Source organism: Corallococcus sicarius, from assembly GCF_003611735.1.
In the GTDB taxonomy this organism is placed as follows: Bacteria; Myxococcota; Myxococcia; order Myxococcales; family Myxococcaceae; genus Corallococcus; species Corallococcus sicarius.
This window is the reverse complement of the sequence record NZ_RAWG01000112.1, coordinates 1-19389: the sequence shown is the minus strand read 5'-3', so window position 1 is coordinate 19389 and position 19389 is coordinate 1. Positions and strand designations below refer to the sequence as shown.

Annotated in this window: 19 protein-coding genes; 5 read left to right on the top strand and 14 right to left on the bottom strand. The window is 69.3% G+C overall.

Annotated features, from left to right (window positions below):
• Positions 1-3: 3 nt before the first annotated feature.
• Genes D7X12_RS18845 through D7X12_RS18835 form a run of 3 tightly spaced genes read left to right on the top strand, consistent with a single transcriptional unit; the run spans position 4 to position 4893 of the window.
• Positions 4-3156: an efflux RND transporter permease subunit gene (locus D7X12_RS18845; protein WP_120626658.1), complete on the top strand. Its 3153-nt coding sequence runs from the start codon at positions 4-6 to the stop codon at positions 3154-3156.
• Positions 3156-3731, top strand: a complete 576-nt coding sequence (locus D7X12_RS18840; RefSeq protein WP_120626657.1) for a MarR family winged helix-turn-helix transcriptional regulator — start codon at positions 3156-3158, stop codon at positions 3729-3731. The genes D7X12_RS18845 and D7X12_RS18840 overlap by 1 nt, the downstream gene beginning before the upstream one ends.
• 52 nt (positions 3732-3783) lie before the next feature.
• Positions 3784-4893, top strand: a complete 1110-nt coding sequence (locus D7X12_RS18835) for a hypothetical protein (RefSeq protein ID WP_120626656.1) — start codon at positions 3784-3786, stop codon at positions 4891-4893.
• Positions 4894-4905: 12 nt separating this feature from the next.
• Here D7X12_RS18835 and D7X12_RS18830 read toward each other — a convergent pair whose 3' ends face one another.
• The 9 genes from D7X12_RS18830 to D7X12_RS18790 all read right to left on the bottom strand — a co-directional run bounded on the left by D7X12_RS18830 (position 4906) and on the right by D7X12_RS18790 (position 11931).
• Positions 4906-6624: an AMP-binding protein gene (locus D7X12_RS18830; RefSeq protein ID WP_120626655.1), complete on the bottom strand. Its 1719-nt coding sequence runs from the start codon at positions 6622-6624 to the stop codon at positions 4906-4908.
• A gap of 38 nt (positions 6625-6662) precedes the next feature.
• Positions 6663-7592, bottom strand: a complete 930-nt coding sequence (locus tag D7X12_RS18825) for an alpha/beta fold hydrolase (RefSeq protein ID WP_120626654.1) — start codon at positions 7590-7592, stop codon at positions 6663-6665.
• Positions 7589-8035 carry an acyl-CoA thioesterase gene (locus D7X12_RS18820; RefSeq protein ID WP_120626653.1) on the bottom strand — a complete coding sequence of 149 codons (447 nt, stop codon included), beginning with the start codon at positions 8033-8035 and terminating at the stop codon, positions 7589-7591. The genes D7X12_RS18825 and D7X12_RS18820 overlap by 4 nt, the downstream gene beginning before the upstream one ends.
• A 31-nt stretch (positions 8036-8066) precedes the next feature.
• A complete protein-coding gene (locus D7X12_RS18815) occupies positions 8067-8432 on the bottom strand; it encodes a holo-ACP synthase (protein WP_120626652.1) in 366 nt (121 codons plus the stop codon).
• The gene (locus D7X12_RS18810) at positions 8432-9406 is read right to left on the bottom strand and encodes a ferritin-like domain-containing protein (protein ID WP_208719134.1); all 975 of its coding nucleotides are present in this window, start codon (positions 9404-9406) and stop codon (positions 8432-8434) included. The genes D7X12_RS18815 and D7X12_RS18810 overlap by 1 nt, the downstream gene beginning before the upstream one ends.
• Positions 9403-9699 (bottom strand): hypothetical protein, encoded by a 297-nt coding sequence (locus D7X12_RS18805; RefSeq protein ID WP_120626651.1) that lies wholly within the window; start codon positions 9697-9699, stop codon positions 9403-9405. The genes D7X12_RS18810 and D7X12_RS18805 overlap by 4 nt, the downstream gene beginning before the upstream one ends.
• A gap of 140 nt (positions 9700-9839) precedes the next feature.
• Complete coding sequence (locus tag D7X12_RS18800) at positions 9840-11018, bottom strand: CaiB/BaiF CoA transferase family protein (protein ID WP_120626650.1); 1179 nt, start codon at positions 11016-11018, stop codon at positions 9840-9842.
• 117 nt (positions 11019-11135) lie between these two features.
• Positions 11136-11462, bottom strand: a complete 327-nt coding sequence (locus D7X12_RS18795; RefSeq protein WP_120626649.1) for an SCP2 sterol-binding domain-containing protein — start codon at positions 11460-11462, stop codon at positions 11136-11138.
• Positions 11463-11556: 94 nt separating this feature from the next.
• On the bottom strand, positions 11557-11931 hold the full coding sequence (locus D7X12_RS18790; RefSeq protein ID WP_120626648.1) for a response regulator: 375 nt from the start codon (positions 11929-11931) through the stop codon (positions 11557-11559).
• A gap of 214 nt (positions 11932-12145) precedes the next feature.
• On the opposite strand from D7X12_RS18790, the gene D7X12_RS18785 reads away from it, so the two are divergent.
• Complete coding sequence (locus D7X12_RS18785; protein WP_120626647.1) at positions 12146-13153, top strand: sensor histidine kinase; 1008 nt, start codon at positions 12146-12148, stop codon at positions 13151-13153.
• A 74-nt stretch (positions 13154-13227) separates the two neighbouring features.
• Positions 13228-13461 (top strand): twin-arginine translocase TatA/TatE family subunit, encoded by a 234-nt coding sequence (locus tag D7X12_RS18780; protein WP_120626646.1) that lies wholly within the window; start codon positions 13228-13230, stop codon positions 13459-13461.
• A gap of 169 nt (positions 13462-13630) precedes the next feature.
• On the opposite strand, the gene D7X12_RS18775 is transcribed toward D7X12_RS18780, so the two are convergent.
• The 5 genes from D7X12_RS18775 to folE form a co-directional block, all read right to left on the bottom strand.
• Entirely contained in the window at positions 13631-15499 is a 1869-nt protein-coding gene (locus tag D7X12_RS18775; protein WP_120626645.1) for an AMP-dependent synthetase/ligase, read from the bottom strand.
• Positions 15496-16236 carry a tetratricopeptide repeat protein gene (locus tag D7X12_RS18770; RefSeq protein WP_120626644.1) on the bottom strand — a complete coding sequence of 247 codons (741 nt, stop codon included), beginning with the start codon at positions 16234-16236 and terminating at the stop codon, positions 15496-15498. The genes D7X12_RS18775 and D7X12_RS18770 overlap by 4 nt, the downstream gene beginning before the upstream one ends.
• 180 nt (positions 16237-16416) lie before the next feature.
• The gene (locus tag D7X12_RS18765) at positions 16417-17157 is read right to left on the bottom strand and encodes a sigma-70 family RNA polymerase sigma factor (RefSeq protein ID WP_120626643.1); all 741 of its coding nucleotides are present in this window, start codon (positions 17155-17157) and stop codon (positions 16417-16419) included.
• Between the two features lie 226 nt (positions 17158-17383).
• The gene (locus D7X12_RS18760) at positions 17384-18814 is read right to left on the bottom strand and encodes an FAD-binding oxidoreductase (protein WP_120626642.1); all 1431 of its coding nucleotides are present in this window, start codon (positions 18812-18814) and stop codon (positions 17384-17386) included.
• A partial coding sequence (gene folE, locus D7X12_RS18755) for a GTP cyclohydrolase I (RefSeq protein ID WP_439329376.1) occupies positions 18811-19389 on the bottom strand: 579 nt, incomplete at its 5' end. The genes D7X12_RS18760 and folE, both read right to left, overlap by 4 nt.

Below are 19389 nucleotides of genomic sequence, written 5' to 3'. Positions count from 1 at the left end.
TGAATGCTCAAGACCTTCATTTCACGGCCCATCTTCACCGCCATGCTGATGCTGGCGGTGGTGGTGTTCGGCGTGTTCGCCTATCCGCGCATCGGCGTGGATCAATTCCCAGACGTGGACTTCCCCGTCGTCACGGTGACGACGGTGCTGCCGGGCGCGGACCCGGAGTCCATGGAGAAGAACGTCTCCGACCCGCTGGAGGAAGCGCTCAACACGCTCAACGGCGTGGACACGCTGCGCTCCATCAACCTGGAGAGCGTTTCGCAGGTCGTCGTCCAGTTCAAGCTGTCCACCAAGGTGGACCTGGCCGCGCAGGACGTGCGGGATCGCGTCCAGGCCACGCTGAGCAAGCTGCCCGACGAGGTGGAGACCCCCGTCGTGGAGAAGTTCGACATCGGCGCGGCCCCCATCATCACCCTGGCGCTCGCGGGCCCCCTGCCCGTGGACGAATTGACGCGCATCGCGGATGACATCGTGAAGCCCGCGCTGCAGCGTCAGCCGGGCGTGGGCAGCATCGACATCGTCGGTGGCCGCGAGCGGGAGATCCAGCTCGTGGTGGACCCGCAGCGGCTGCGCGGTTACGGGCTGGCCATCAGCGACGTCAGCCAGGCCCTCAAGGCCCAGAGCCTGGACGTCCCCGGTGGCCGCAGCACGGACAGCGGCCGTGAGCGCGTGGTGCGCCTCACCTCCGAAGCGAAGAGCGTGGAGGACATCCGCAACATCATCATCACCAGCGCGGCGGGCTCGCCCATCCGCGTGCGCGACATCGCGGAGGTGGTGGACGGCCCCGCGGAGCAGCGCTCGTCCGCCAAGAGCGGTGAGCGCAGCGCCGTGGCCATGGTGGTGCGCAAGCAGTCCGGCTCCAACACCGTGCAGGTGGCGGACCTGGTGAAGGAGTCGCTGGACGAGATCAACAAGACGATGCCCGCGGGCGTGCAGGTGGAGACCGTGACGGACAACGCGCGGTTCATCCGCTCGTCCATCCACGCGGTGCAGGAGGACCTCATCCTGGGCGGCGTGCTCGCCGTGCTCATCGTGCTCGTGTTCCTGCGCAACCTGCGCTCCACGTTCGTGGCGGCCATCGCGCTGCCGGTGTCCGTCGTCGGTACGTTCGCGGTGATGGCGGCGCTGGGCTTCACGTTCAACATGATCACGATGCTGGCGCTGACGCTGTCCATCGGTCTGCTCATCGACGACGCCATCGTGGTCATCGAAAACATCGTGCGTCACATGGAAGAGGGCGCCACGCCCATGCAGGCCGCGCTGGAGGGCGCCGGACAGATTGCCCTCGCGGTGCTCGCGGTGACGCTGGCCATCGTGGCGGTGTTCATCCCGGTGGCCTTCATGGACGGCATGATCGGCAAGTTCTTCTACCAGTTCGGTGTCACGGTGGCGGTGGCGACGCTCATCTCCTACGTGGTGTCGATGACGCTCACGCCCATGCTCTCCTCGCGCCTCCTGCGCGAGCACGCGCACCCGACGGGCATCTCCGCCATGGTGGAGAAGTTCCTCGTGGGCCTGGAGTCCGGCTACCGGCGCATCCTGGGCACCATCCTCCGCCACCGCGCGGTGACGATGATCGTGGCGGTGCTGGTCCTCTTCGCGACCTTCGGCATGGCCCGCTTCCTCAAGTTCACGTTCATCCCGGAGCAGGACAACGGCAACATCAAGCTCGCGGTGGAGTTGCCCATCGGCTCCACCATCCACGAGACGCAGGCACAGCTGGACACGCTGGCCTCGCAGGTGCGCGCCATCCCGGGCGTCACCTCCACGTTCACCACCGCGGGTGGCGGCGTGCAGGAGGAGGTCCACAAGGGCGAGGTGCTCATCAACCTCTCCGACGTGAAGGACCGCGCCTTCAAGCAGAGCGAGCTGAAGAACTACGTGCGTGAGAACATCAAGGCGCCCAAGGGCGTGTCCCTGTCCGTGCAGGACGTGGCCGCCGTCTCCGGTGGTGGCAACCGGACGCAGCAGGTGCAGTTCAACCTGCGCGGCGACAACTGGAAGGAGCTGACGGAGTCCGCGGAGAAGATGCGCCAGGTGATGCTGAAGAACCCGGGCCTCACCGACGTGGACATGACGTACCGCTCCGGCAAGCCGCAGTACGACGTGCAGGTGGACCGCGAGCGCGCGGCCACGCTGGGCATCCCGGCCGCGTCCCTGGGCGCCACGCTGCGCGCCTACCTGGGCCGTGACAAGGTGCTCGACTACCGCGAGGGCGGCGAGACGTACGAGGTGAAGCTGCGCCTGACGCCGGAGACGCTCGCGTCCGCGGACGCCCTCGGCCAGCTCGCCGTGCGCGCTCCCACGGGACAGCTGGTGGAGCTGCGCAACCTGGCGAAGATCGTCCCCGCGGAGGGCCCGGTGCAGATTGATCGGCAGGCCCAGAAGCGGCAGATCACCATGCTGGCCAACCTGGCCTCCGGGTACGCGCTCTCCGACGCCATCACCTACCTGCAGGGCTACGCCGCCACGGACCTGCCCAAGAGCGTGTCCGGCGAACTGGAAGGCAACGCGAAGGAGTTGGGCAAGTCGGTGGCCGCGTTCGGCACCGCGCTGCTGCTGGGCATCGTGCTCATCTACATGATCCTCGCGGCCCAGTTCGAAAGCCTCATCCACCCCTTCACCATCATGCTGTCGCTGCCCTTCGCCTTCATTGGAGCGATTGGTGGCCTGCTCATCACCGGGCAGTACATGTCCATGTTCGCCCTCATTGGCGTCATCATGCTCATGGGCCTCGTGGTGAAGAATGGCATCCTCCTGGTCGACTTCACCCTCCAGGTGCGTGAGAAGGGGCGCACGGCGCACGAAGCCCTGCTGGAGGCCGCGCCCGTCCGTCTGCGCCCCATCCTGATGACGACCATCGCGATGATCGCCGGCATGATCCCGGTGGCGATCGCGAAGGGCGACGGCGCGGAGACGCGCGCGCCCATGGCCATCACCATCATCGGTGGCCTCGTCACCTCCACGTTCCTCACGCTGGGCGTGGTGCCGGTGGTGTACTCGCTGCTGGATCAGCTCGCCGCCCGCTTCAGCAAGGGCAAGGGCAAGGATCCCGGCTTCGCGGGCGGCTCCGGCACCGCGCACGACGTGCCCGTCAACCAGGATCGCGAGCGGGAGGCGGCGGCCGCGGCGGCCCGGGTGGAGACGGCCTGATGCGCAGACCTACTTCCATCACCCCGCCCTCGGAGCACGACCCGCGCTCCGAGGCGCCGGAAGAGCCCGCCGAGGAGCTGCAGCCAGAGCTTTCGTCGATGGAGCGGCTGTTCCAGGAGGGAGACCAGTCCACGCCGGACTCCCGCCGCTTCATGGAGCTGCTCAAGCAGCTGGCCTACTTCCGCTCCTTGAGGGATCCGCTGGCGAGCCTCTGTGACGACATGCGCCTGACCCCCACCCAGGTGCATGCCCTGGGCTGGCTGGGGATGGACGGCCCCACCCAGGTGGGGGTGCTCGCCCAGCGCATCGGCATCACCAAGAAGACCATCACCGGCGTGGTGGACCGGCTGGAGGACATGGGGATGGTGGAGCGGGGGCGGGACGCGGAGGATCGCCGCGCCGTCACCGCGAAGCTCACCAGTCAGGGCTGTGAGCTCTACAAGGCCATCCAGCTGATGACGGACGCGGGCGTGCGCCGCCTGATGGAGCTGATGGAGCCCCAGGACCGGGAGTCGCTGTTCGGCATCATCGAGCGCATCGTCGTCCGCATGAAGGGCGCGCGCCCCGCCCGCTGAGAGGCTGGGGACGTGCGCGGGAGGGCGCGGGCTGCGACACTGGCCCGCGCCCATGCTCCCCCCTTCCGTGGCCCTGCTCGGGCTCCTGCTGAGCGCTGCTTCACCCTCCCCCACTCCGAACGCGTCCGCGGTGCTCCACGCGCAGTGCCGCACGCACGCCGCGGATCCACGCAACCCGTGGGCGCTCGCGCACGGCATGGACCTGGATGGGAAGGCCTTCCGCACCCGGGACGGCCGCCCCGCCACGGACGCCATCGTCGCGGGGTTCCTCCGCCGCGACGCGGCCGACGCGGGCCGGCCCGCGCGCCTCTCCTTCGACGCGTTCGCCCCGGACGGCACGCCCGTGGAGCCGCACCCGGCGCTCCAGGTGAAGACGTTCCTGCTCGCCGGCCATCCGCTGTCGCACGCCTTCCCCGCGGCCTGGGGCCCGGTGACGCTGCGCGAGCTGGTGGCGTCGCTGCAACAGGACTTCCGGCCCGCGCTCGCCACGTCTCCGGAGGGGGCCTGGGCACTGGACGCGCTCTCGCACGTGCTCAAGCCCGGGGGCTCGTTCCAGAACGGCGCGGGCGAGACGGTGCGCATCGACGCGGTGATGGACGCGGCGCTGGGCACGCTGGAGGCCGCGAACGCGCAGCTGGCCGCGGGGATGAAGGCCGGACGCCCGCAGGTGCCCAAGAACAAGCAGGGCATCTACGCGCACCCGTGTGGCGGGTTCCACTTCTTCCAGGCCGTCACCGGCTGGGCCCGCTTCCCGTCGGTGCGCAAGGCGTGGGGCGCGCGGCTGGACGCGCAGGTGGACGTGCTGGTGTACCGGCTGGGCTCCGAGGGCCGGCAGTACGAGGCCGCGCTCGTCGCCGCGCCCGCGTTCCGCGTCCCGGTGCTGGTGCAGATGGTGAAGTTCTACGGCCACTGGCTGGAGGCGCTCGGGCGCTACCGGGACGAGACGGGCTGGAAGCCCACGCCCGCGCAGGCCCGCGCCGTGGAGGAGGCCCGCGCCGCGCTGGAGCGCGCCACCCTGCGGCTGGAGGCCACCGGCGCCTTCCGCGACACGGCGGCCCTCGCGGTCAAGGAGCCCCAGCTCGCCCTGGACCTGGTGGGCGACGCGTGTCACGCGGCGCGCGGCTGGGACCTGTGGGCCGGCGCCGGCCACCGCGCGAAGTGAGCCGGGCGGCTGTCAGGTGCCGTCCGAGCGGCGGCCCTTCGGACGCAGCCGCGCCATCCACTGGCGGCCTCGCTGACGGGCGACGAGCACCGAGCCCCAGACGAGCCGCTGGGCGCGCATCCGCAGCAGGTCCGCGCGCAGCTCCATGGGCGTCACCGTGCGGATGCGGCCCTGCTCATAGGCCTCGGTGATGGCGCGGCGCTGGAGCTTGCCGCTGCTCGTCTTCGGGATCTGACCGTAGCGGATGAACAGCACGTCCTTCTCCGCCAGCGTCACGCCCACCGTCTCCAGCACCGACTGGCACACCTGCTTGCGGCTCTCCTCCAGCCGCTCCAGCGCGGACGGGTGGTTGACCTCCGCCATCACCACCAGGCGGCCCTGCACCTGGATGACGGCGGAGCGCCCCGGGCGGATGAAGGGCAGCCGCTCCACGGCCTGCTCGAAGTCGGCGGAGAAGAAGCTCTGGCCGTTCACCTTGATGCGGTCGTTGATGCGCCCGGTGATGAAGAGCTCGCCGCCCAGCTGAAAGCCCAGGTCGCCCGTCGCGTAGAAGCCGTCCTCGCCGCGCAGGGGCCGGTCATCCTGGAAGTACGACGGCGCGAGGCTGCCGCCGCGCAGCTGCACCTCGCCCATCTCCCCTTCGCCGCACGCCCGCCCGTCCTCGGTGCGCAGCCGCACCTCGAACTCCGACAGCGGTTTGCCCACGGAGATGGCGGGCTGGCCGTTGGGCGCCGTCACGACGCGCAGCTCCTGGCACGGGGCCGTGCTCGCCACCAGCAGCACCGTCTCCGCCATGCCGTAGCAGGGCATGAACACGTCGCGCCGCAGGCCACAGGGCGCCAGCACCTGGAGGAAGTGCTGGAGGTTGGGGATGTTGATGGGCTCGCTGCCCAGGTAGATGCTGCGCACGCGCGACAGGTCCAGCCGCTTCAGGTCCTCCGCGTCCAGGTCCTTGAGCGTCTTGAGCGCGTAGTCGATGGCGAAGTTGGGGATGACCGACCCCATGACCTTCTCCGACGAGATGAGCTCGAACCAGCCGAGCGGATCCATCAGGAAGGTCGCCGGCTGCGCCAGCAGCAGATCATTGCCCACCGTGAAGCAGCTGAGCAGCCCGCCGATGAGCCCCATGTCGTGGTAGAGCGGCAGCCAGCTCGTCACCCGGTCCTCGGACGTGCGCCGGTCGTGCTGGGCGATCATCCGCAGGTTGGCCAGCAGGTTCTCCTGCGTGATGGGGATGCCCTTGGGGAACGACGTCGACCCCGAGGAGAACTGCACGAACGCCAGCTCTTCGAGCGCCACCTCGCGCAGCCGCGCGCCCGGACGCTTCACGCCCTCCGGCGGAAGCGGCAGTCGCTTCAGCGACAGCTCCAGCCCCGACAGGCTCGGCGCGTCCAGCACCCGTGCGGCGCCGTAGCGTTCGCTGATCCGCCCGAGGAACTCCCGGTAGGGCCCCTTGGGCGTGCTCAGGATGTACGGCTTCACGGACAGGGGCAGCGCGCCCAGCTCCATCAGCCCCAGGAAGGAGAAGATGGCGGCCGTGGAGGTCTCGAAGGGGAGCACGATGCGCTCCCCCGGCGTGACGCCCTGGGCGCGGAAGTGATCCGCGTACGCGGCCACCCGCGCGGGGAACTCCCGGTACGGCACGAACGTGGCCGGACCCGCGAAGTCGTCGTACAGGAACAGGCCCCGGCGCGGATCCGCCGACTCCAGCCTCTGGATGATGCCAAGCACGTGATTCCCCTCCTCCGGCGCTGCGACTCCAGGCCGTCCTACGACTTCACGGTGTCCTGCATCCACGACAGCACCCGCGGCAGCACCTCGCGGCGCGCGCGCTCACCGCGCACCACGTCGAAGTGCCCCGCGTCCCAGCTCAACCCCTGCTCCCGGCCCAGCACGACGAGCTGCTTCCGAGCGCTGCCCAGGTGCGCCACCAGCTTCTCCGCGCGGCGGGGCGACGCATGGAACACGTCCGCCGCGCCCACGCCCGCGAACACGGGCAGCGTCACCTGGCCCAGCGCCTGCCAGTAGTCCGTCGCGCCGTCCGCGCTGCGGAACGCACCCGTGGGAGCCCAGTCGGTGAACTGCCGCATCACCCCCGCGGGCTCGTCCCAGGGCCCCTGTTTCAGCGCCTTCGCCGGGAAGCGCCCCAGGAGTCCCGCCACCGCGGAGGAGAACCCCAGCTGCACGCGCTTCTTCACCCCGCCGTCGCTGTAGTCATTCACCGCCGACGACAGCGTGCACACGCCCGTCAGCATCGCCTGCGCGTCCGGAGCGAGCCCCAGCGCCGCCAGCGCCGCGTACCCCGCCATGCTGTGGGCCAGCAGGAACAGCGGCCCCGTGTGGCGCGCGCGCACGGCCCGCACCAGGTCCGGCACGTCATGGCGCACGTACGTGTCGAAGCTCCAGTCCCAGGCGCGCCGCGCCGGCCAGCGGCTCTTGCCGTGCCCCCGCAGCGAGGCGACGTAGGCCGTGCACCCTGCGTCCACGAAGAAGCGCGCGGGCCCGTCCGCCTGGCTGCCCAGGAAGAACCGGCCGTCGGAGAACAGGCCGGGCACGAAGAGCACGCCGGGCGTTGCGCTGCTCGCGGGAGCGGCTGGCCGCACCTCCGTGACGTGCAGCGCGTGGTCCCCGGACGTGGGGACCCAGAAGTCCTGCGAGGCGGGGGCGGCTTCGGCGCCCGGGCTGGCATCGAGGCTCATGAGGAGGACTCCCGGGAGGCCACCGCGCCACCGCGCGCGGCCACGAGGAACTGCTGCAGCGACGCGAGCGACCGGGACGCCGCGTCCAGGAACGCCACGCTCACGACGGCCTCCACGGCGAGAGGCCCGCCCTCCCCCAGGAACACGTGCTGGCGGAAGCGCGCGCGGTAGTTGAGGCCGTCCTCGTCCAGCTCGTCCGCGGCGGGCGACTCCAGCACCGTGCGCACCACCACGTCACCGGGGGGAATCTCGCGCCGGTAGTCCACCTCCACGCGCGACACCACGGCCACCACCATCCCGCCGCGCGACAGCCCGTGGCGCTCCAGCCAGCCCCAGCGTCCGGCCTCCAGGTACTCCAGCGCGGTGGCGTTGTTCACGTGCCCCAGGCTGTCCAGGTCGTTGGGACGCACGCGCAACGTCAGGGAGGTTTCTTCGAAGTGCACGGCGGACATCCTCGCGGAAGCGGGGAGACGGTCAGGAGCGGGGCGCGAGCGTCACGACGACCACCGCCGAGACGAAGCCGCCGCTGTGGGACAGGGACACGGCGACCTGCCAACCCTCGCGCGTCAGGTGCTCCGCGAGCGTGCCATGGAAGTGGAAGCGGGGCGCATGCCGCGCGTCGTGGAGCAATTCGGCGTCCGTCCAGAACCACCCGTCGATGGGGGGCAGCGCCTTGAAGAGGGCCTCCTTCGCGCAGAAGCCCGCGGCCAGACTCTCCAGCGGAGATGGCGCGCGGGAGATGCGCGCCAGCTCCGCCGGGGTGAAGAACACGTCCGGTTCCAGCAGCCCCCGCGCGGCCTCCAGCTCCGCGACGGATTGGAGGTCATGGCCCAGGCCCATCAACACCCGACGAGGTCCATCCAGGTGTCTTCGACGGCTTCGCGCGAGTCCACGGTGATGCCGGTGATGCGCTTGAGCGCGTGGAAGATGAGCTGCTCCTTCTTGTGCAGCGCATCCGGCGTGTACATGCCCTCGCGGTGCTCCAGGTGGTCCCACCAGTTGACGTGGGTGCCGCGCGCCTCCACCCGCTCGCGCTTGCTGCCGTGCACCTCGCCGCCGTCGCGCAGGAACAGGTGCGCCACCGCGAACGCCTCCTTCGCCTTGTACGCGCCGCTGTCCACCAGCGCCTTGGCGAAGGCGACGAAGTACGTCATGTGCTGGATCTCATCCGCGGCCACCTGCTTGAAGAGCGCCTTCAAGCCCGGGTCCTGGATGATGGCCGCGCACTGGCCGTAGTTCACAGCCGCGACGACCTCCGAGATGGCCAGCAGCGTCAGCGTGCGCAGCATGTCGTCGTCGGGGAACACCTTGCGGAACTCGATGAAGGTCGCGTTGGAGACGGGCTCCAGGCGCATCACCGTGGACAGGCGGTTGAACGCCGTCTCGTGGTGCGCCTCCTCCTCGTTCCAGTAGCGGCTCCACGTGCCGCACGCCTGCATGATGGCCGCGACCGTGGGGTCCTTCTCCAGCCACCGCCGGCACTCCAGGTCCGCCAGCCGCTCCAGCCGGTCCGCGCCCGGCTTCGTCGTCAGCTCCGCGCGCCCCGCGTTCCACACCAGGTGGCGGTCCGAATCACTCAGGCGCGTGAAGTCCACCGCGCCCAGCATCTCCACCACGCTCCAGCGCCGCGACTCGTGCAGCCGCTGCTGCTCCCACGTCAGGTCCACGAGCGACAGCCCCTGCCGCGTGAGGGCGTCGTGCAGCTCCAGCATGATGGCCGGACGGCCTTCAGCGACCGCGCCCCCATTGAACGGCGACGGAGACGGCGGCAGGGACACTTCCACCGACTGAGCCTTGGGCGTCTGGATGGTCATGCGCTCTTGCGCTCCGGGTTGAGGACTTCGTGAAGGAACACGTCGAGGACCTTCGACACCGGCGTGTCGAGCGACAGCGCGGGCAGCCGCACCCGCAGGCCGTAGTCCTTGCGCAGCCCGTTCGACGTCCGCGCGAAGGCCTCCATCAGGTCCACGCTGTTCGTCATCTTCGGTGAGCGGGAGATGAGCGCCGCCAGCGTCAGGTCCTCGCTGAACAGCTCGGCTTCGGACAACCCCACATGCTCCGCGAACTTACGACGGATGTAGGACTCCAACTCCCGGGCGTCGTGCATGCGTTGACTTTCCTTCCAAGGGCCTGAAAGTCGATTTCACAGTCAAAAAACAGAAACGATCTAACTGCGAGTTACCTGCTGTCAACCAACAACCCAGGAGGACAGAATTCCCGGGAAAACAGCAACGAATTGGTGCTTCTTCACGCACCCAGACGGGAGATTTCCTCGGCGGTGAAACCCGCCTCTTCGAGGATGACGCGGGTGTGTTGTCCGAGCGTGGGAGGTGGGCGAAGTGCGACCTCCCCCATCCGCAGCGGCGTGAGCAGGTGCGTCACGCGGATGCCGCGCTGCGCATCCTCCGCGTCCACGAAGAGGCCCCGGGCGCGAAGCTGCGCGTCGGAGAGCAGCTCGTCGCCCTCCGCGACGGGCTCCACGCAGAGGTCCGCGCCGGCCAGCAGCTCGCGCCAGTGGGAGAGGGGCTGCGCCGCGAAGATGCGCGTCAGCTCCGCCTTCACGCGCGCCCCGGCCTCTCCGGGCACGTAGGCGTCGTCCAGCAGCTCCGGGCGGCCCAGCCGGGCGCAGAGCGCGCCGAAGAACTTGGGCTCGAGTGCCCCCACGGCGAGCCAGCGATCATCCGCGGTGCGGTACAGGCCGTAGCTGGGATAGCCGCCGTTGAGGGCCTCGCGCCCGCGCGTCAGCGGCGTGCCCTCCGCGCCCGCGAACAGGCGCGCGGCCAGGTGCAGGTGCAGGAACGCCAGCGCGCCGTCCGTCATGGACACGTCCACGAAGCGGCCCACGCCCGTGCGCTCGCGCTCGTGCAATGCGGCGAGGATGCCCACCAGCGCGAAGAGGCTGCCTCCGCCGATGTCGCCCACCTGCACGCCCGGGAACGCGGGCGCGCCGCCGGCCTCGCCGCCGTAGCCCAGCAGGCCCGCGCGGGCGACGTAGTTCAGGTCATGCCCCGCCTTGAGCCGGTCCGGCCCTGTCTGGCCGTAGCCGGAGATAGCGCAGTAGATGAGCCGCGGGTTCGCCGCGCGCAGCACGGACTCGCCCACGCCCAGCTTGTCCATGACGCCGGGACGGAAGCTCTCCACCAGCACGTCGTAGCGCGGGATGAGGCGCAGGAGCGTGTCGCGGCCCTCCGGCGTCTTGAGGTTCAGCGTCAGCGAGCGCTTGTTGCGGTGCAGCCCGTAGAAGAGCCCTCCCTCGCCGTCGCGCTGCGGCGGCATGTGGCGCGTGGCGTCTCCGCCCTCCGGCTCCTCCACCTTGTCCACGGTGGCGCCCAGGTCCGCCAGCACCAGCGTCGCGTAGGGCCCGGGCAACAGGCGCGACAGGTCCAACACCCGCAAGCCTGCGAGGGGCAGTGACGTCGGAGACATGAGGGGGGAGGACTCCAACAAGGGGGAGGGTGCAACGAAGGACGGCGCGTCTCCGGGGGGAAACGCGCCGCCGTCACGACGGGAAGCAGGCCGGAGGAAAGCGGCCCGGCTTCTTTATCAGCCGAGCAGCTTGGCCAGCTTCATGGCGAGGCCCATGTCCATCGGCTTGAACTTGAGCTTGCCCTGCATCGCGGCCATCTGCGCGTTCAGCTTCTTCTCGCGGATCTTCACGAAGTCTTCGTTGCTGACGATGACCGTCATCTTCGACGCGCCGTTGAGGCCCTCGGACACCCAGCCCTCCGACTTCGTCGTGTCCAGGGTCCACTTGCCGCCGCCGTCACCGGCGATGTCGAAGTGGATGATGGCGTTGATGTCCTTCGCCAGCTCGGGCTTCTCGGCGAGGACCTTGGGAATCTCGGTCTCGAGGATGTCCTTCGAGTTCACGGTGGGCTCCTTGGCGTTGATTGGTGAATCAAGTCCGCGCGGACCGTAATGGCGGCCTCCCGTCCGGTCAAGGGCGGCGGGAGGAGGTCACGCTTCAGAGCTGCGTCGTTTCCGCCACGGGATTGAGGGAGTGGCGGACCATGGTCAGCAGGTCGTTGAGTTCGAAGGGCTTGGCCAGGTGGCCCACCGCGCCAATGTCCTTGGCCTTGCTGCCGACGTTGCGGTCCGCGCTGAGGACGATGATGGGAATCATCGCGATGGCGGGCTTCTGGCGCATGCGCTGCGCGAACTCCCAGCCGTCCATCACCGGCATCATCAGGTCCAGGAGGATGAGGTGGGGCGGATCCGGCTCCAGGCGCTCCAGCGCTTCCTTTCCATTGCGGGCGCGACGGATCTCGAAGCCCTCGGCCTCCAGAATCTCCGAGAGGGCCTCCAGGATGTCAGGATCATCGTCGACGACGAGAACCACGGGTGAACCAGTGTGCTGTGCGTTGAGCGAGGTCAGAGGTGTCTCCTCGATGCCGCGACCAGAGCTGATCTTCCATCATCCCCAGACCGTCTGGCGCAAGAATTTAAGAGGACCCCACTCCATGCGGTAGCCCGTTGCAAAACCGACAGTCACTGCCCACCCTTCCGGTGACCCGGAGTTTGGCCGCCGGCAGGGGGAGGTCCGCGTGACGTGGATGGGGGAGTCAGTGGCAGGCAACGAGGCGGCACCCGGCCTCGTGCTCCTCTCGCGGCAGGGGCCGCCGCGCCTGCTCGGTCCCCTGCTGCTCGAGTACCTGGGCCTGGAAGCCCTGCCGCCCACGCTCGTCACCCACGGCATCGAAGGGCTGATGGCGGCGGCGGGCTTCCAGCGACGCGAGGACGGCCGGGGCGTCTGGGAGCGGGAGGGCCGGACGCTGATCCTCGGCGAGGAGCTGCTGGAGGACGGCGGCCGGCTCGTGTGGGTGGTGCCGGTGCCCTGGAGCGGCGAGCGCGTGGCGGAGCGCGTGCGCTACCTGTCGCTCGCGTCCCATGACCTCCGGGGCTCACTGGCCAACATCCGCTCCTACGCGGCGCTGCTGCTCAACGGACGCGTGCCGCTGGAGCCCAAGGCCCAGCGCGGCCTGGAGACCATCCTGCGCAACGCGGACCGCTCGCTCGCCTTCGCCCAGGACTTCTTCGACTCCAGCCGCGCGGAGTTGGGCGCCCTGGCGGTGGAGCGCGAGCGCCAGCCGCTTCTGCCCATCCTGGACGCCGCGGTGGAGCGTATGCGCGCCGCTGCCTCCGCGGCCAGCGTCGCGCTGGTGCTGGATCCGCTGCCGGACCTGCCCGACGTGGAGGTGGACGCGGGCCGCATCCAGCACGCGGTGGAGGCCTTCGCGCACCACCACCTGGTGCGCGCGCAGCCGGGCGAGGAGCTCCATGTCCGGGCCGCGCGCCTGGGACACCAGGTGCGGGTGGAGGTGCGGCGCGACGGCGCGCCCGTGCCCCCCGAGGACATCTCCGCCGTCTTCCAGTGCGAGGCGCGTGCGTTCCGCGAACGCAAGCTGGAGGATCCGCTGCGCGTCTTCCTGGCCCGTCAGGAGGTGGAGGCCCATGGAGGACAGGTGGGTGCCCAGACGGACGAGGGCGGGAGCACCCTGTTCCTCACGCTCCCGGTGCCACGGGCCCGGGAACTCGCGCATCCAGCGGGCTGGCAGGCGTAGGCGACGGCGGGAGTTGCTAGCGCGACCCACCTCCCACCGGTATGCTCCTGGCGCATTGTGCGAGGAGCGAAGCCATGGGTTTGAAGCTTCCTGAGATTCTCTTGATTTTCGCGGCGCTGCTGCTGCTGTTCGGCGGCTCGCGGTTGCCGCAGCTCGGCTCGTCCCTGGGCAGTGCCCTGCGCAACTTCAAGCGCGGCTTCTCCAGCGACGAGAAGGAAGAGGCCGAGGAGAAGAAGCCGGGCACGCTGTCCGCCACCTCCGGCGTGGACAAGGACGTCGCCGCCAAGTCCCCGAGCCACCAGGCCTGAGGCCGTACGGGCGGGGCCCTGAAGCCCTGTCCCCTTCTGTTCAGTCTTCCGGACGCCCCTGACGCCCGTACCGCGAGCCGCCTGAAGCGGCCCCGGACGGGCGTCGGGCTTCCTGCGCCGTGCTCCCCAGGCCCCTTTCGGGACGTGCCGGGGAGCGCCGGCGGGTGCCTCAGTCCATCACCTTCGCGCCGTCGTACATGGCGTCGATGATCGCCTTGTACTTCTGGCTGGCCACCTTGCGCTTCACCTTGAGGGTGGGCGTCAGCTCCCCCGTCTCCTGCGAGAAGTCCGCGTCCATGACGGCGATCTTCTTGATGCCGGAGTACGGCGGGATGTCCGCGTTCACCTTCTTGATGATCTCCTCGACGGCCGTCTTGATCTCCGGCCGCTGGGAGTTCTGCGCGTAGCTGCCCACCGCGATGCCCTTCTCCTCCAGGAACTTGCGCGCCGGGTCCTCGGACACGGTGATGAGCGCGACGAGGAAGGGACGCTTGTCGCCGTAGACCATCGCCTGGCTGATGAGCGGGAAGGTCTTGAGCGTGTTCTCGATGTTCTGGGGGGCCACGTTCTTGCCGCCCGCGGTGACGATGATGTCCTTCTTGCGGTCGGTGATGCGCAGGTAGTTGTCCGCGTCCACCTCGCCGATGTCACCGGTGTGGAACCAGCCGTCCGGCTCCAGCACCTCCGCGGTGGCGGCGGGGTTCTTGTAGTACCCCTTCATCACGCACGGGCCCCGGACCATGATCTCCCCGTCCGCGGCGATCTTGATCTCCGTGCCGGGCACCGGCGGCCCCACGGTGCCGATCTTGATCTTCTCCACGCGGTTGGCGTTGCAGGGCGCGCTCGTCTCCGTGAGGCCGTAGCCCTCCAGGACCTTGAGCTCCAGCAGGTCGAAGAAGTAGGCGATCTTCCCCGACAGCGGCGCGCCGCCGGAGATGAAGATGCGCATGTTGCCGCCCAGCTTCTCGTCGAGCGTCTTGCGCACCTTGGAGAAGACCAGCTTCTTCGCCAGGCCGAACATCATCGAGTTGTACGGACGGCCCTGCGCCATGGCCTCGGCGTACTCGTCGAACAGGCCGAAGGCCCAGCGGAACAGCTTGCCCTTCACGCCCGGCGCGGAGGAGCCGTTGGCCACGACGTTGTTGTAGACCTTCTCGAACACGCGCGGCACGGACGGCAGCACCGTGGGGCGCGTCTCCGCGAGGTTCGCCAGCAGCTTGTCCACCGACTCCGCGATGATGAGGCGGAAGCCCATGGACAGCCACGCGGCCTTCACCACCTGGGCGAACACGTGCGCCAGGGGGAGGAAGAGCATCACCGAGTCCTCGGGCTTCATCATGCCCATGGCCTGGGTGGCCTTCGCTTCATAGGCCCAGTTGCCGTGGGTCAGGATGACGCCCTTCGGGTCGCCCGTGGTGCCGGAGGTGTAGATGAGCAGGTTGGTGTCATCCGACTTCACCGCCCCGATGCGCTGCGCGAACGCGTCGTCGGACGCCTGCGGCGCGCCCTTGCCGGACGCCATCACGTCCGCGAGCGACATCTCCTTGGGGCCGCTGACGGGGCCCTCGAAGACGACGATCTTCTCCAGCAACGGGATGTCGTTCAGCTTGGAGCGCACGCGGGTCAGGCGCCCCGCCTGCTTCGCGTCCTTCTCGTCGGAGTCGACGAGAAGCATCTTCGTCTCCGAGTGGTTGAGGATGTAGCGGCACTCATCCGGCGTGTTGGAGCCGTAGATGGGCACCGTGATGGCCTGGGCGGCGCTGATCGCCAGGTCCGCGACGAGCCACTGGAGACTGGTGTTGGCGAAGATGGCCACCCGGTCCCCGGGCTGGATGCCCTGGGCGATGAGCCCGGACGCCAGCCCCTTCACGTCCTCCAGCACCTGGGCGAAGGTGACGTCCTGCCAGCGCCCGTCCTTCTTGTGTGTAACGCCCACCTTGGAGGCGTTCTGGGCCCGCTGAACGAGCAACTGGACGAGGTTCTGCTCCTGCGTCCCGCTCGCCGCGGGAGCCGTCGTGACCTGACTCTCTGCCCTCACTTGAGCTCCTCCTGGATGTCGGCATCCACCTTCTTGGCCCACTGCTGCACGCGTTGCCCCTCCGCGGGGTTGTACGCCGTGCTTCCCTGCTTGACCTTCTCGATGGCGTCGCGCGCCTTCTCCGCCTTGCCATCCTTCAACAACGTCTCGGCCAGGTAGTAGTACGCCCGCAGCGACTGCGGATACTTCGCGATGGCCTTGTCATAGAACGAGACCGACTTGGACAGGTCTCGCTTCGGCCACGGCAGTTCGTAGTAGTACCGGCCCTTCACGAGCCAGGGGCCGCCCAGGTCGTAGCCCGGGTCGAGCTTCAGCGCGGTGTCCAGGCGCTCGTTGAACTTGCCCTCCAGTCCATCCCCCAGGGCCTTCATGATGCCCACGGCCTGCGAATAGGAGCCGATGCCGCAGGCGCCGTAATAGTGGCCCTCCACGCGCGCGGGCTGCAGCTTCGCGGCCTTGTCGCCCGCCTCCCAGGTCTGCTTGCCCAGGACCATCTTCAGCTTCTTCTCCGTGGCGCCGTCCGCCTGCCACTGGAGGATGCGGGCCTTGCGCCACACGAGCTCGAAGTCCTCGGGCGCGGCCGCCAGGGCGTCCCTCAGCCCGGCATCCAGCGCCTTCACGGACTCCGCGTCGTTGCGTTTGGCGAACAACGCGTCAAGTTGGCTGAGCAGCGCGGGATCCGCTGCCTGGGCTGGAAGGGCCGCAAGCACCCAAAGGGCTAGCAATTTCAAGCGCATCAAAACGCCTTAACACGCACGCTTGCCTACCAGCAACCGAACGCGCCAGACGCAGCGCGGCAAAAAGCAGACGGGGTCGGCAGGGCTCAAAGAACCCGCCAGACCCCGTCGGTGGTGAACAAAACCCCTGCCCTCCCGGGTGGGTGGGCAGGGGTTGGGATGTCTGCTTGCGCCCCTGCTTCAGGCCGCGTCGGCCGTGGCGGTGTGCTCTTCGTTCTCGTTGAAGGCGAAGAGGTAGCGCTCCAGGAAGTTCTTCGTCTTCAGCTCCACCTGGCGCACGCGCTCGCGCGACACGCCCCAGCGCTGCCCCAGCTCCTCCAGGGTGAGCGGCTTGTCCTGCGTGAGCCGCTCCTGGAGGATGTCCCAGCCCAGGTCGCCAATGCGCTTGCGCACCTTGGCCAGGGCCTCCTGGATTTCGGTGTCCTGCTCGCGGGAGAGGAACGTCTCCTGGGGCGAGGGACCTCCGTCCTCCAGCCGGTCGAGGAAGGTGGTTTCGCCCTCCTCGTCGATGGTGGCATCCAGCGAGAAGTCCACCATGCTGCCGCGCTCCGCCTCGCCGCCGCGCACCTGGCTGCGGTTGTCCTTGAGGTAGCGCGTGATGTAGGCGCGGATCCACCAGACGGCATAGGTGGCGAACCGCACGTTCTTCTTCGGGTCGAAGTGCTCGATGGCCTTCATCAAACCCACGTTGCCTTCCTGGATGAGGTCATCCAGGCGGGCCCCGCGGTTGGCGAACTTCTTGGCCACCGCGACCACGAAAGCGAGGTTGGAACTGGCGAGCGTCTGTCGTGCGCTCTCGTCGCCCTTGCGGGCCTGGCGCGCCAGCTCGTACTCCTGCTCGCGCGTCAGCTGGTGGTGTCCACCCAGGTGACGCAGGTAATGCGAAAGGCCCTCTGCTGCGTACTTCGTCGAGTTGGCCATGATTTCCCGTCCTTCCGTTCGTAACTGCCGGACGCGATGAATCCCCCGACGAACCGCGTCCACCTGTGACTAGGACGCGCAACGGCGGAAAGGGTTTCTCATTCCTGTCGAGAGGGGCATTTCGCCCGCTTACCCTTGTCAAAAGCCCGTCACGTTCCGGCCCCTTCGTGCAGTGAAGGGTGCGAAACGAAACGGGTGGGACAGCACCTACGTTTCCGGCCACTGACTAGGAACGCTTGAGCGCGGGGAAGATTTTCTCGGGGTTGAGCAGGCCTGATGGATCAAAAAAGGCCTTCAGGCGCCGCTGGAGGTCCAGCAACGCCGGAGCCTGTTCCAGGGCCAGGTATTCCCGCTTGGCGTGACCCACGCCGTGCTCGCCGGTGATGGTGCCCCCCAGGGCAACGGTGAGCTCCAGCATGCGACGCAGGGCCTCTTCGACGAGGGGACGCTGGCTGGGGCCGTCGTAGAGGATGTTGGCGTGCAGGTTGCCGTCGCCCGCATGGCCATACGTGGCCACGGTGAGGCCCAGGTCGGCGCCCATGCGCTTGAGCTGCTCGATGATGTCGGGAATTTTCGAGCGGGGCACGACGATGTCCTCGGAGATCTTCGCGGCCTTGAGCGCGCGCAGCGCCGGGGAAATCACCCGCCGCGCGGCCCACAGCCGGTCGCGCTGGGACGCGTCCTGGGCGACCAGGGTCTGCGTGGCCCCCTGGGCCTCGCAGAGGTCACCCAGTTGTTTCAGCTCCGCGAACACGCCCTCGGGGGTGTTGCCGTCGACCTCGGCGATGAGGGCCGCGCCCGTTCCAGTGGGGAACTGGAAGCTGCCCCGGTGGACGATGGCCTGGACGGCGACCTCGTCGATGAGCTCCAGGCACCGGGGCAGGATGCCGGCGGCGAGCACCGCGGAGACGCCCCGGGCCGCGTGGAGCACGGAGGGGAACACCACCAGCGCGGTCATCACCTGACGCGGCAGGGGGATGAGCTGGACGGTGATTTCGGTGGCGACGCCGAGCGTGCCCTCGGAGCCGACGAAGAGGCCCACCAGGTCGTACCCGGCCACGCCCTTGATGGTGCGCCGGCCCACCCGCAGCACCTCACCGTCCGGCATCACCCACTCCAGGCCGATGACGTAGTCGCGCGTGACGCCGTACTTCAGCGCGCGCGGGCCGCCCGCGTTCTCCGCGACGTTGCCGCCCAGGGTGCAGACCTCCCAGGAGTTGGGGTCCGGGGGATAGAAGAGGCCCTGGGCCTCCACCGCCTTCATCAGGTCGCCCGTCACCACGCCGGGCTCCACCACCGCGGTGAGGTCCTCGCTGGAGATGGCGCGGATGCGGTTCATGCGCTCCAGGCTCACCGCCACGCCGCCGCGCAGGGGCAGCGACCCGCCGCTCTTGCCGCTGCGCGCGCCGCACGGGGTGAAGGGCACGCCGTGCGCCTGACAGGCCTTGAAGATGGCGGACACCTGCGCGGTGTCCTCCGGCAGCAGCACGACGTCCGGTGGGTAGACGCCGCTGTCGGACTCGTCACGCGCGTAGGCGTCGAGCGAGGCCTCGTCGCGCTTCACCTGCCCTTCTTTCAGCACGTCCTTCAGCGCCTCCAGCGCCTTCGCCACGCGCTCGGGCGCGACGCGTTCGAAGGTCCGGGAGGCGGGGTTCATCGCCGGGCCCCCAGCCTCGCCCACAGCTCCCGGCGCAGCGGGCCGTCGCGGCGCAGGAGCCCCTCGTAGGCCTCCGAGTGGGTGATGGCGTCGCGCTGGTGGTCCGCCCTCAAGCGCAGACAGGCCTGCTCCGCCTCCAGGATGCAGGCGGTGGCGGGGCTGTGGAGCACGCGGGCGAGCGCCTGGGCCACCTCACGCGCCAGGTCTTCCTGAAGGATGAGCCGGTGCGCGAAGCAGTCCACCAGGGACGCCAGCCGGCCGAAGCCCACGACGCGCGCCCCCGGCACGTACGCCACGTGCGCGCGGCCGGTGAAGGGCAACAGGTGGTGCGGGCACATGGAGTGGAAGCGCAGGTCCGACACGACGACGAGCTCCCCGGACGAGTTCTGGGGCGCGGGGTAGGTCTTCCCGAGCGCCTCCTCGGGCGTGCGCCCGTAGCCGTCGAGGAAGCCGTTGGCCCAGACGTCGGCGACGCGCGTCGGGGTGTCCACCAGGTTCTCGTCCTGGAGCGGGAGGCCCGCGGCGGTGAGGAAGTCACGCACCGCGCGGGCCATGGCGACGGGGTCGGGGTGCAC

Bases quoted from the DNA above. Each gene is read 5' to 3' on its own strand.
- D7X12_RS18805 (WP_120626651.1), bottom strand. From the start codon at position 9,699: ATGCACGACGCCCGGGAGTTGGAGTCCTACATCCGTCGTAAGTTCGCG.
- D7X12_RS18770 (WP_120626644.1), bottom strand. From the start codon at position 16,236: ATGCGCTTGAAATTGCTAGCCCTTTGGGTGCTTGCGGCCCTTCCAGCC.
- D7X12_RS18815 (WP_120626652.1), bottom strand. From the start codon at position 8,432: ATGGGCCTGGGCCATGACCTCCAATCCGTCGCGGAGCTGGAGGCCGCG.
- D7X12_RS18810 (WP_208719134.1), bottom strand. From the start codon at position 9,406: ATGACCATCCAGACGCCCAAGGCTCAGTCGGTGGAAGTGTCCCTGCCG.
- D7X12_RS18800 (WP_120626650.1), bottom strand. From the start codon at position 11,018: ATGTCTCCGACGTCACTGCCCCTCGCAGGCTTGCGGGTGTTGGACCTG.
- D7X12_RS18845 (WP_120626658.1), top strand. From the start codon at position 4: ATGCTCAAGACCTTCATTTCACGGCCCATCTTCACCGCCATGCTGATG.
- D7X12_RS18825 (WP_120626654.1), bottom strand. From the start codon at position 7,592: ATGAGCCTCGATGCCAGCCCGGGCGCCGAAGCCGCCCCCGCCTCGCAG.
- D7X12_RS18835 (WP_120626656.1), top strand. From the start codon at position 3,784: ATGCTCCCCCCTTCCGTGGCCCTGCTCGGGCTCCTGCTGAGCGCTGCT.
- D7X12_RS18840 (WP_120626657.1), top strand. From the start codon at position 3,156: ATGCGCAGACCTACTTCCATCACCCCGCCCTCGGAGCACGACCCGCGC.
- D7X12_RS18780 (WP_120626646.1), top strand. From the start codon at position 13,228: ATGGGTTTGAAGCTTCCTGAGATTCTCTTGATTTTCGCGGCGCTGCTG.
- D7X12_RS18785 (WP_120626647.1), top strand. From the start codon at position 12,146: ATGGGGGAGTCAGTGGCAGGCAACGAGGCGGCACCCGGCCTCGTGCTC.
- D7X12_RS18760 (WP_120626642.1), bottom strand. From the start codon at position 18,814: ATGAACCCCGCCTCCCGGACCTTCGAACGCGTCGCGCCCGAGCGCGTG.
- D7X12_RS18765 (WP_120626643.1), bottom strand. From the start codon at position 17,157: ATGGCCAACTCGACGAAGTACGCAGCAGAGGGCCTTTCGCATTACCTG.